Below are 10,525 nucleotides of genomic sequence, written 5' to 3' on the forward strand. Positions count from 1 at the left end.
ACCGTGATGAAGCAGGAAGTAAACACTAAGGTTATCGCTGTCCAGATGTGTCTAGACTTTGGTAATTTTGGGTAAGTTTTATAGAACGGTATAAACAAACTTTTCTATAGTTTTGGAGATGTCTAATGAGCAAAAATTCACATATTACAGCCACAGCTATTTTAGCAACCTTGGCACTGACTGGCTGTACGGTGGGTGAACCGCCAACAGCTACTAATACTGCCAGTCCTGCGCCAACTCCTAGTCTTCAAGCAACTGCGCCGCAAACGACACAGCGACCGTCTTTGGCTCAACCTTTTAATAATCCTCTGATATCTACCAAACCACCAGTGAGTTCTGGGTCAGTTGCTAGTTTGATTCAACCGACAAATGGCACAGAGCGGTTGGGTGTGGTACAGAAAGGACGAACAGACCCCTTTGGGCAAATTGTCGAGAAGATAGGTTCTACAACTACTAAGCTACCAGGTGAAAAAATTGCAGTTCCTAAATTACCCCCTTTACCTACAGTAACTCAGCCTAAATTAATTCCACCGAAACCAATCAAGACAATAGCAACTAAACTGGCAATTTCATTACCCAAAAAATCCCCACAGATAGCTATAAAACCAGTTTTACCCACTGTTTTAGCGGGATCTCTCCCCTCTCCTAAACTCAAAACTGTGTTACCAGTAGCACGACAGCCGGAAACCGCTAGAGCAGTGATTGTGAGTGGTGTAATCTTAATTGGTAAAGTACCTCAAGCAATTGTGAAAGTACCGGATGAGCCAACTAGTAGATATGTAAAACCAGGTCAAAGGCTGGTGAATGGGGTGTTAGTAAAACGGATTGAAATGAGCCAAGGTGCTAATCCTACCGTAATTTTGGAACAGTACGGTATTGAAGTTGCTAAACAAGTAGGGGAACAACCTTCTAAAACATCTAAACCAGCGACTACAGCTTCTGTGGGTAATGGTATTTCTGTGATTAAGCAAGCTTGAAAATCTCGTAGGAGCAAAGAATAGATATGGTGACACAAGAGAAAATAGAGTTTGCTGGTTTACCCTTGGCTGTATATCGGGAAATAGCAGCGCATCTCCGGCAGGTGGTGGGGGTAGAAGTGGGATTAATACCGCAAACATCCTCAGAGTTTGATTACAACCAAAGTCAAATTTCTGGGTTATGGATTTCATGGACAGCAGCCGCTGATGAGGAAAGTCGGTCAAGGTGTAAGCAGATAGTGGCTTATTATCAAAACCGCTATGAATGTGGATAAAATTCAAGAAGGTAAGTTGCTGGTTAGCTAACAACTAACAACTAACAACTAACAACTAACAACTAACAACTAACAACTGACGACTAAACTTAGGTTAATAGCAGATGGCTGGGTTAAACTGACAAGCAAGTTAATGCAAAATATTAATTGGCTGCTCTTAGGTTTAGGCGTTATTTATAATGGAAAACTGGCAATTTCTGATACAGAAACAGGGAGACCACAATTGGCGGACTTTGGAGTCGCCAAATTTAAATATTTTAGCGGATAATTACCGAGTTTTGGCTCGTTCTTATCTGAATAATATGGATGTTGATGTGCGAGTGACTTACATATCAACCCAGGAGGTTCCACCGAAACGGCGAATCCTCAAGCGATCGCGTCGGACTAATAGTGAAGGATTGATGGCGGTAATTCCTTTTACCAACTTTAAACCAGGGATTTGGGAGTTACGATGCTCTGGAGATATTATGTTAGAGATGCTCGGTAAATCCTGGCAACATACTCTCCTTATCCAAGTATCACCCCCAGAACCTAGTCCCCAGTCTCTAACTCAACTGGCTGAGGAATCTGATCTGGCTTCAAATGCTGATACTCAAGTCAGTATAGTTATGAATCATGGAACTCCAGTCTGGTTTCAGGGGGAAACAACTGAGCAGATTTTACAAAACTTATTAGATTTAGCCTTACCTCAAGATGAACCTTTGCTGGATGAGGAGACTATTGAGAATGCTCCTACTTTACCGCCACCTTTAGCACTGAATTTGAGTTTAGATCAAGATACTTATGTTGCTCGTTGGGGAGAGAATTTTATCATTCATGGCGATGTGGAAGTCAATGAAATAGAGAATCTGGAAGATGAGAGATTTTCTATGAATGGTGTGAGTCAGCTACGGCTAGAAATTGCCCTGCGATCGCCTTCAGAATCAAGAATCCTTAACCACATAGATCAGCCATTAACAGATCAAGTCTTACCTTTTAGCTTTAGTACCCTGATTGATATTCCCCTTGATTGTGAATCTAAGTTGCTTTTAGCAGATATTAATTTATATGGTGCATTAGCTAATGTTGGTGAAGTCATACTTTTAGCTAACCATACTTTCACGATTACAGCCGATGTCACTGATTTACTAGCACTACAAACTTCTCTGTCGGATTACCGTAACTCTTTACCAGAAACTAATCCACCAGTTAAGCCCAAGCCCTCTGTCAAGATTCGGTTAGAACTTTTCAATGTGGCTAAAACTCCCAATTTAGCACAGTTTCACATTTTAAAGCCCTCCCCAAACCAACCTTTACCACCCCAAATTAAACCCCTGATATCCTGGCAAGTTCTTTCACCACAGTTGCCAAATTTACCTCACAATCCCACACGTGAGATTAATACTGATTCGGAAACAGATTCCCTCACAAAAACCCTGGCTATTCACCCAATTGATTTGAAAAAGTTGGTAATTAAACCAGTTAATACTATTTTTCCCTACTTGAAACGATTAAAAGTTAAGCCTGTTCCAGGGGAAACAGCCAATGATCAGTTAAATATTGAAAAATTAGCAACTTTGCAGAAATCCCCACAGCTACCGACTATAGTGACTTTACCAGCAAAAATACCAGAATTACCAGTAGATAATCTTCCGCAGTCCGATCAGTCTATGATTGATGATACATCCTATGCAGAATTAATAGCAGAGATTGTGGCGGGGGTGATTAAAAGTGAAGAATTAGATTTGGTGGATTCTCAGGAAAATTCTGTAATTATCCAGAGTGAAGAATTAGATTTGGTGGATTCTCAGGAAAATTCTGTAATTATCCAGAGTGAAGAACTAGATTTGGTGGATACTCAAGAAAATTCCTCTCTTTTGCAACAATGGATAGACAGTCAAGGATACTTATTGACTGAAGCAGTTTTTCAAGAATCCTCAGACAATGATCTTGGGGAAGAAACTCAAACTGTAGATGTGGAAGTGCTGTTAAGTAGGGAAAAAGAAATTCAGGAAGATCCCATTGCTGACAATATTCCTTTAGAAATTAATAAACCGGAAACAGTCAATATACTGAATCCAATACCAACCCAGCCTGGATGGTTATCACAAGAAATAGTTATAGATGATTTGGTTATGGAACGGGATGCGGATAGCTGGAGTGATGAAGCTATAGCAGATCATCATTATTCCCCCCTACCGGAGAATGAAACTGCGGCAGATTTCTCTGGTGTGATGATGGAGTCTTTACCAACTCCCCAATTGTATTTATCAGAGGGTGAACTTGTCGCTGGCACATCTGTAATGGTGCGTGTAAAATTACCTGAAGTTTCATCTTCGGTAGTGGTCAAGTTATGGGTTGAAGATTATCAAACCCGGAGTCTACTAGATAGACCACATATCCTGCCAGATTTGCGTTCTAATGCCTGGGGAGAAGGGGAAACAGCAATTTACCTAAAAATTCCTTTTGGCTGCTTAGAAATCCGTTTATCAGCGATCGCTCTCCATCAAACTACTCAGCAGGAAAGTGACAAATTCACTATCATCAAGACAGTAATTCCCCCTAATTTACCCACGATAGAAATGGATGAAATGTTGGGAATGTAAACAGGTGTGTTAAAAATCTTGATAATTTAGCAAATAAGGGAGGATTTTGCAGTAAGCTCAATTTGAATTGTAGTAAGACTTTACAGGACTTTAATTCTATGTCAAGTTCATTTTTGCCTACTATTTTGGCTTATTCCTCCTTTTTGCCTTCTGTTTTCGTTCCCCTAACTGGCTTGGTTTTACCAGCAGTTATTTTCGCGTTTTTGTTTTCATACATTGAACGCGAAGATATTGCTTAATTAGGGTATGGGTAATTGGTTACTTAATTTTGTCACCAATTATCTATTTGAAAACAAACAAAACCGCCTAAATCCATGAGATAGGCGGTTTTTGCAGAAGAAGTTCAAAAATGATAATCAAGCAAAAATCCAGTTTTTTGTATTTCTAATTGCTATCTTCTTCCAGAATAGTAGTTACCAGGTAGGTTAGGACAGAGATTGGTTAAAAAAGTCATCTTACAAAAGACTTTCAAACTTCCTATTCCCTGTTCCCTGTTCCCTGTTCCCTGTTCCCTGCTATAGCATTACATTGAAGAACCAATTCCTGAGTAAGATCCATAAAAGAAAATACCTACAACAGTAATTACACCTAAACCTGCAATCGTAGCGACGACCCACAGGGGAATTCTTCCACTTCCAGACACAGTTTTTTCCTCACTTACAAAAATTGTCAGTTGTCAGTTGTCAGTTGTCAGTAGGGGCGAAGCATTTGGAAGATAAATTATCGGTCATTGCCAAAAATAGTTCTCCAAATGCTTTTGTCAGTTGTCAGTTGTCGGTTGTCGGTTGTCGGTTGTCGGTTGTCGGTTGTCAGTTGAGAATATTCTTTCTGTAACTTGTTACCTATTACCTATTACCTATTACCTATCACCTAACTAGCAACTGACGTGAAAAAGTCCAGTTAGTTAAAGAAGTAACTGGAAAATAGAATTCCGAGAACGAAGACTAATAGTAGTCCCAGGTAAAGAGAGGTACGGTTTAATTCAACCGGTTGTTGATTAGGATTAGGCGTTCTTTCCATGATTAACTCCTAGCGTTGAATAAACTGCATTGAGGCGATCGCGCCCAAAAAGAAGACAGTAGGGACAGCTAAGGTATGCACCGCGATCCATCTAACTGTAAAAATGGGATAGGTAACTGGTTGATTGATGTTATTACCGCTAGTCATGATCTCAAATTATTTTCCAATAAAGGTTTCTACTTGTTTTTTTGCTTCAAAACGATTGCTGACAATTGGCACTTCTTGACGGACTTGAGTAAAATACTCATTAGGACGAGGTGTGCCGAATACATCATAAGCCAGACCAGTGCTGACAAATAACCAACCTGCAACGAATAATGCGGGAATGGTGATGCTGTGAATTACCCAGTAACGAATACTGGTAACAATGTCAGAAAACGGACGTTCTCCAGTGGTACCTGCCATTTATTTCACTCCCTTATCAAAAACTATTATTGAGTTTATTATCCTACAAAGTTTAGACAGAGTTACAACTTACAACTTTCTTCTGGTGAACACATCCATTATTGGGTGTAATTACGCCGCTGGATCTGCTGGATCTGCTGTTTTGGGGTTATATTTCAGTAAAACACCGCGATCGCCAATTATAAAGCCTTGATCGGGGCTAAAAAATACAATTTTGTAAAGATTAGCTGCAACTGTCTCCACATCACGGTCTTTTTCCCAAGTTTTACCACCATCGGTGCTGCGAAGTAAATTACCGCTACCACCACCGATCCAAATTTCATCGGGTGTGCGATAAGCTAAATCGAGTAAACCCCAACTCGTGGATAACTCTGGATATTCTACCTCTAACCACTCTTCCGGTTTAGTAGGATCACTAAACTGAACTTGGCCACCTCGTGCTAACAACCACAATTGTCCATCGTTAGTAAAACCCATATTTTCTAAGCGACGGGAACTATTGCGGTTATGGGGTTGCCAAGCATTTTGTCCAGGTTCCCAAGTGGAGTAAAAACTGCCTTTAGCAGAAACAGCGATATACTTACCATCAGGCGATCGCTCCAGAGTCCGCACCACACCAACGGCCGCGTCTAAATTAGCTTTCCAATTTTGACCACCATCTGTGGTTTGATAAATCGCTCCGATGTCGGTAGCCATTTCCGCTGTATTCTGACCTATTGCTGTAATGGCAATGGGGCTGCCAGGTAACTTTTCGCTTAAAGCAATCCGTGACCAAGACTTACCCTCATCAGTAGTATGGAGCAATAAAGAAGGTTCTCCAGCAATCCAACCTTCCTGACCAGAAAAACTAACGGAGTTAAAACGATATCTGGGATCATCCAACTCTAATTTTAGCGGTTGCCAAGTATCACCACCATCTTTAGTTTCTAAAAGAGTGGCATTACCACCCACCAAGTAACCATGCTGAGAGTTATTGGCAAAGCTAATATCTAACAACTTCGACTTTGTCGGGACATTAATCACCTGCCAAGGATTGTTGCTTATAGAAGGAACACTACTACACCCTATACAGGCGATAACTACTATTAACGCGGCAACAAAACTTTGCCACTTTTTCAAAATTGATTGCATCAGTATTACTGAGGGTTTCCAGTGCAGGTTTAATGAGATTTTCGCCGAATTGCGGTAAATAAAGATAGCGGTTTTTAATCTAGTCCGTAAAGACTAATAAAAAACAAGAAGCCAAGAGCCAAAGCCCCAAAAATCAAAATGTTCTTTTGAGTTGGTGTCAGGGTATTCACACCCAAACCGTAACCTAAGTTTTCCTTGAAACCAGACGCAGTACCCGCTGGTCCAATATTCGCAAAAACAGTTTTCTTAGCTACACAAACTGGACAACGCCAATTTGTAGGTAGTTCGGCAAAAAGTGTTCCTGGGGGGACATCACTCTTGTCGTCTCCCTTCTCAGGTTCATAAACGTAACCGCAAGAGCGACACTCATAACGGTCTAACACTGGAGTTTCCATAGCTTGTTCAGCTTGTTCACTCATAGCTCGTAGTCTCGCAGAGGGGAATTTAAATATACGTTACAAATTATGACATAATTGCTGGACTTTTCTATCAACTCCCGGTTCGCTCATTTTTTTTGGAGTTCGAGAAATTGTCGAAAAATAGAAAATCTAGGTTGAGTAATGGTTTTATTGATTTCCGTTCTATAAAACTTACCCAAAATCATCAAGGTCTAGACACATCTGGACACCGATAATTTTGGCGGTTACTTCCTGTTTCATTGAATTTCCCACATTTGCCATTTTTTACGGTTGCTGTGTCAAAATCAACTTATACATGAAGAAGTGCTAAAACTATATAAATTACAACTGCAAACTTGATTATGAGCGTCTTAATACCTCAGAAAATTTGATTATGAAAGAAGTCACTGCCAATTATGATGAATCATGGAAAGAAGCACTAAACGAGTATTTTGAAAGCTTCTTAATCTTCTTTTTTCCGGAAGTCCATCAATTAATTGATTGGACACAAACCCCTCGTTCTCTTGATAAAGAACTACAGGAAATCACGGCTTCATCAGCCACAGAAAAACGTATTGCTGATAAACTTTATCAAGTTTGGTTACTGGATAAACGAGTGATTTGGATATTGATTCACATTGAAATTCAAAGTCAATATGAAGTAGATTTTGGTGAACGGATGTATGTTTATAATTATCGTTCCTTTGATCTGTATCACAAACCTGTGGTTAGTCTAGCTGTTTTAGGTGATGAAAGTAATAAATGGCGACCTAATACTTATAGTTATGCCATTGGCGGGTGTGAAGTTAGTCTTAAATTTCCCATTGCTAAACTGCTTGACTATGAATCGCGTTGGCAAGAATTAGAAACTAATACCAATCCCTTTGCTATCATAGTAATGGCACATTTAAAAACTAAAGCTACCACTGGTAATTTATCAGAACGGGAGCAATGGAAATGGACATTAATTCGCGGACTTTATGAGCGAGGATTAAATAAAGAGCAAATCGTGAAACTCTTTAAAATCATTGACATGATGATGACATTACCTGAGCAATTACAGCAAAAGTTAGTCAAGAAAATTAACAGTTTTGAGGAGGAAAGAAAAATGCCTTTTATTAGTCCTACAGAACAAATGGCAATAGAACGCGGTAAGGAGATTGGTAAAGAAATTGGTAAAGAGATTGGTAAAGAGATTGGTAAGGAGATTGGTGCGTTACAAAACGCTCGTAATAACATCACAACTGTTTTACAGGCTCGACTAGGTGAGGTTTCTTTAGAGATTACAGCATCACTGGCTCAGATTTCTAATCTATCTATTTTGGATGAAATGCTGAAACTGGCTGTAACAGTTAATTCTTTAGATGATTTTAAACAGGCTTTAGAATTAGCAACATTGACATAATTAATAGTCCTGGCTAATTATATTCGCCCTTTGATCCTCAAAATGGCTGAATTGTTGAATTCTCTAAATAAGGGTTTAGCTCATGCTTTACCCTTAAACATCTGTTTTAATTGTAGTCTTGTCAAGATTCAAATCTCGTCCGTCATGAGCATCAATAGGCTTAAATTGACTTTGCTCGTTGTAGGCATCATATATATTTAAAGTTTCCTGTCCTTTAAGTCCTATTGTGGCAAAACCCCGAAATATCCTACTCAGGTGAGATTTTTTGGAAAAGAAATAAATATCTAACTTTTGGTAGATGTCAAGGTTTTTTATACTTAATATTATCGTTTTGGCAGAATTACTTACAAAAAGCAGTTTAATTTTATGACATCTACACTTGCTAACGGTTTGATTGCTGATGAGTTGTACCTTAACCCAGCCCTAGAACAAGTAGGACTGTATCTGAAAGATTTTGCAATACTTTGTCCATTTAAAAAAATATCCTAACTTGACACATAGATATAGAGCTTGACACTTATCAGTATTTGTGTCAAACTTGTGCGTATATAGTCTTTAACTAAAAAGTGTTACAGGTTGTGACACATTCTATCGCTCATTCTGCTTCTGGAAAAGGCGATTCCTACGGAGCGCTTCGCTATCGCAAACTCGAACCCCATAGTATCGCTCATTCTACCTCTGGAAAAGGCGATTCCTACGGAGCGCTTCGCTATCGCAAACTCGAACCCCATAGTATCGCTCATTCTACCTCTAGAAAGGGCGATCGCATTTTCAATATCCCGTCTGTTGCTCCTGATTTGTAAATTTATATTACCAATTCGGGGCAATTTGCGTAAAATCACTGCTCACCACTGGCAGGGATATAAGAGGAGCGATCGCTACTAATTTGTTTGTAAAGTGTTTTATGGGTTAATGCCGAATAGTTGCTAATTTTAACGCAATTAGTCATTAAAGAAACAAATTGCAACTTTAACTCAGTAGCGATGACCTTTGATTTATATCACTTCTAATTTACAGAGCTTTTGCAAAGTAAAAAGTAATTCGACTTTTAATTTTTTAATTCTTGAAAATTGAGGAAAATAAAATGGGTGTTAGTGGAAAACTAGAAGCTGGCGCAATAATAATTACCTTTGTAGATTCGGGTATTTCATTAGTAAATGATTCCAGTCCAATTAATATACTTTCCAATACTGGACAACTTATCACTGCTTATTTTTCTAAAATTCCTGGCGCAACAATAGCTGTAGCACCAGCAGCAGCAGTTTTAACTGTAGGTAAAATACTTACTGATGCTTCTAATGGACAAACTATATCCGCCGGAGATATTTTAAGTGTTACTGGCAATGCAATTGCAGTTATTGGAGCAGTTGGTGTCCTTGCCGGCTCTGCTACTGTTACAGTTCCGGCTGCTGCTTTAGGTTTTGCGTTAGGAGGACTGGGTGCTTTGACGAATACTGAGTATGGCTCATCTCAACTCGAAAAAATACGAAATTTTATACTTGATATGGGCAACCCTGGACTCCCCAACCTTGGTGGCAACTATGACCCACTAGGCAACTTCATAGGCGACCTCCAAACATCCTTTAACCAAGCCCAAACTATCACCAGCCCCATCATTCTAGATTTAGACGGCAACGGCGTTGACACAATCAGTAAATCTGCGGGAATCCATTTTGATCTCGATGGTAATAAATTTGCTGAAACCACTGGCTGGGTTGGTAAAAATGATGGACTCCTGGTATTAGACAAAAACGGCAATGGAAAAATAGACAATGGTACTGAACTATTCGGAAATAATACCCTACTCAAAAATGGTACTAAAGCCGCTAATGGTTTTGTAGCCTTAGCCGAATTGGACAATAATAAAGATGGCAAAATAGATGCTTCTGATACCGCCTATAACCAATTGCGTGTATGGAAAGACAGCAACAGTAATGGTTTAGCAGATACAGGGGAACTGCTGACTCTAACTCAAGCAGGTGTGAAAAGTCTGAACACCGGATATACTAACCAAACACAAACCGATGCACAAGGCAATCAACATTTACAAGTCGGCAACTACACCCGTACAGATGGTAGTACCCGCGCTATGAATGATGTTTGGTTTGCTACTGATAATGCTCGCACCATTGATCAAGATATTGTCACTGTCAATGCTACTATTGCAGCACTGCCTGAATTACAAGGCTTTGGTAATGTTCGCAGCCTACAGCAGGCGATGGCAAGAGATACTAGCGGAAGAGAGCATAAATAAACGGAGTAATCTGTAGTTTATGTGAACCAAACCACTCAAAACATGAGTAAACGTTATCTAGGTCATAACACCTTG

15 protein-coding genes are annotated in these 10,525 nt (G+C 39.6%); 9 read left to right on the plus strand and 6 right to left on the minus strand.

The window, feature by feature from the left end; translation table 11 throughout:
* Positions 1-125 precede the first annotated feature (125 nt).
* The 4 genes from AN490_RS09650 (at position 126) to psaI (ending at position 4,076) form a co-directional block, all read left to right on the plus strand.
* On the plus strand, positions 126-977 hold the full coding sequence (locus AN490_RS09650; protein WP_300002380.1) for a hypothetical protein: 852 nt from the start codon (positions 126-128) through the stop codon (positions 975-977).
* A 26-nt stretch (positions 978-1,003) separates the two neighbouring features.
* Positions 1,004-1,252, plus strand: coding sequence for a hypothetical protein (locus AN490_RS09655; RefSeq protein ID WP_015081478.1), 249 nt, complete (start codon positions 1,004-1,006; stop codon positions 1,250-1,252).
* A gap of 179 nt (positions 1,253-1,431) precedes the next feature.
* Positions 1,432-3,837, plus strand: a complete 2,406-nt coding sequence (locus AN490_RS09660) for a hypothetical protein (RefSeq protein WP_300002385.1) — start codon at positions 1,432-1,434, stop codon at positions 3,835-3,837.
* A 98-nt stretch (positions 3,838-3,935) separates the two neighbouring features.
* Entirely contained in the window at positions 3,936-4,076 is a 141-nt protein-coding gene (gene psaI, locus AN490_RS09665; RefSeq protein WP_015081480.1) for a photosystem I reaction center subunit VIII, read from the plus strand.
* A gap of 284 nt (positions 4,077-4,360) precedes the next feature.
* Here psaI and AN490_RS09670 read toward each other — a convergent pair whose 3' ends face one another.
* Entirely contained in the window at positions 4,361-4,480 is a 120-nt protein-coding gene (locus AN490_RS09670; protein ID WP_015081481.1) for a photosystem II reaction center protein J, read from the minus strand.
* A gap of 23 nt (positions 4,481-4,503) precedes the next feature.
* Here AN490_RS09670 and AN490_RS09675 point away from each other — a divergent pair, with 23 nt between their 5' ends.
* Positions 4,504-4,671 (plus strand): hypothetical protein, encoded by a 168-nt coding sequence (locus AN490_RS09675; RefSeq protein WP_300002391.1) that lies wholly within the window; start codon positions 4,504-4,506, stop codon positions 4,669-4,671.
* 66 nt (positions 4,672-4,737) lie between these two features.
* On the opposite strand, the gene AN490_RS09680 is transcribed toward AN490_RS09675, so the two are convergent.
* From AN490_RS09680 to AN490_RS09700, 5 genes are all read right to left on the minus strand, one after another.
* A complete protein-coding gene (locus AN490_RS09680; RefSeq protein ID WP_015081482.1) occupies positions 4,738-4,857 on the minus strand; it encodes a photosystem II reaction center protein L in 120 nt (39 codons plus the stop codon).
* A gap of 9 nt (positions 4,858-4,866) precedes the next feature.
* On the minus strand, positions 4,867-5,004 hold the full coding sequence (gene psbF, locus AN490_RS09685; protein WP_010997987.1) for a cytochrome b559 subunit beta: 138 nt from the start codon (positions 5,002-5,004) through the stop codon (positions 4,867-4,869).
* 9 nt (positions 5,005-5,013) lie between these two features.
* Positions 5,014-5,262, minus strand: coding sequence for a cytochrome b559 subunit alpha (gene psbE, locus AN490_RS09690; protein ID WP_015081483.1), 249 nt, complete (start codon positions 5,260-5,262; stop codon positions 5,014-5,016).
* A 111-nt stretch (positions 5,263-5,373) separates the two neighbouring features.
* A complete protein-coding gene (locus tag AN490_RS09695; RefSeq protein WP_300002404.1) occupies positions 5,374-6,393 on the minus strand; it encodes a photosynthesis system II assembly factor Ycf48 in 1,020 nt (339 codons plus the stop codon).
* Between the two features lie 74 nt (positions 6,394-6,467).
* Complete coding sequence (locus AN490_RS09700; protein ID WP_015081485.1) at positions 6,468-6,812, minus strand: rubredoxin; 345 nt, start codon at positions 6,810-6,812, stop codon at positions 6,468-6,470.
* A gap of 373 nt (positions 6,813-7,185) precedes the next feature.
* On the opposite strand from AN490_RS09700, the gene AN490_RS09705 reads away from it, so the two are divergent.
* The 4 genes from AN490_RS09705 (at position 7,186) to AN490_RS09720 (ending at position 10,450) form a co-directional block, all read left to right on the plus strand.
* Positions 7,186-8,196 (plus strand): hypothetical protein, encoded by a 1,011-nt coding sequence (locus tag AN490_RS09705; protein ID WP_300002407.1) that lies wholly within the window; start codon positions 7,186-7,188, stop codon positions 8,194-8,196.
* A gap of 366 nt (positions 8,197-8,562) precedes the next feature.
* A complete protein-coding gene (locus tag AN490_RS09710) occupies positions 8,563-8,685 on the plus strand; it encodes a hypothetical protein (RefSeq protein WP_300002410.1) in 123 nt (40 codons plus the stop codon).
* 89 nt (positions 8,686-8,774) lie between these two features.
* Positions 8,775-8,999 carry a hypothetical protein gene (locus tag AN490_RS09715; protein WP_300002413.1) on the plus strand — a complete coding sequence of 75 codons (225 nt, stop codon included), beginning with the start codon at positions 8,775-8,777 and terminating at the stop codon, positions 8,997-8,999.
* Between the two features lie 281 nt (positions 9,000-9,280).
* A complete protein-coding gene (locus tag AN490_RS09720) occupies positions 9,281-10,450 on the plus strand; it encodes a hypothetical protein (protein ID WP_300002416.1) in 1,170 nt (389 codons plus the stop codon).
* Positions 10,451-10,525: the final 75 nt, after the last annotated feature.

Source organism: Anabaena sp. AL09, assembly GCF_001672255.1.
Taxonomy (GTDB): Bacteria; Cyanobacteriota; Cyanobacteriia; order Cyanobacteriales; family Nostocaceae; genus Dolichospermum; species Dolichospermum lemmermannii.

What these genes read in the sequence shown, in the direction of transcription:
- AN490_RS09720 (WP_300002416.1), top strand. Translation starts at nt 9,281, where the DNA reads ATGGGTGTTAGTGGAAAACTAGAAGCTGGCGCAATAATAATTACCTTT.
- AN490_RS09705 (WP_300002407.1), top strand. Translation starts at nt 7,186, where the DNA reads ATGAAAGAAGTCACTGCCAATTATGATGAATCATGGAAAGAAGCACTA.
- psbF (WP_010997987.1), bottom strand. Translation starts at nt 5,004, where the DNA reads ATGACTAGCGGTAATAACATCAATCAACCAGTTACCTATCCCATTTTT.
- AN490_RS09700 (WP_015081485.1), bottom strand. Translation starts at nt 6,812, where the DNA reads ATGAGTGAACAAGCTGAACAAGCTATGGAAACTCCAGTGTTAGACCGT.
- psbE (WP_015081483.1), bottom strand. Translation starts at nt 5,262, where the DNA reads ATGGCAGGTACCACTGGAGAACGTCCGTTTTCTGACATTGTTACCAGT.
- AN490_RS09695 (WP_300002404.1), bottom strand. Translation starts at nt 6,393, where the DNA reads ATGCAATCAATTTTGAAAAAGTGGCAAAGTTTTGTTGCCGCGTTAATA.
- psaI (WP_015081480.1), top strand. Translation starts at nt 3,936, where the DNA reads ATGTCAAGTTCATTTTTGCCTACTATTTTGGCTTATTCCTCCTTTTTG.
- AN490_RS09660 (WP_300002385.1), top strand. Translation starts at nt 1,432, where the DNA reads ATGGAAAACTGGCAATTTCTGATACAGAAACAGGGAGACCACAATTGG.
- AN490_RS09650 (WP_300002380.1), top strand. Translation starts at nt 126, where the DNA reads ATGAGCAAAAATTCACATATTACAGCCACAGCTATTTTAGCAACCTTG.
- AN490_RS09655 (WP_015081478.1), top strand. Translation starts at nt 1,004, where the DNA reads ATGGTGACACAAGAGAAAATAGAGTTTGCTGGTTTACCCTTGGCTGTA.
- AN490_RS09680 (WP_015081482.1), bottom strand. Translation starts at nt 4,857, where the DNA reads ATGGAAAGAACGCCTAATCCTAATCAACAACCGGTTGAATTAAACCGT.
- AN490_RS09710 (WP_300002410.1), top strand. Translation starts at nt 8,563, where the DNA reads ATGACATCTACACTTGCTAACGGTTTGATTGCTGATGAGTTGTACCTT.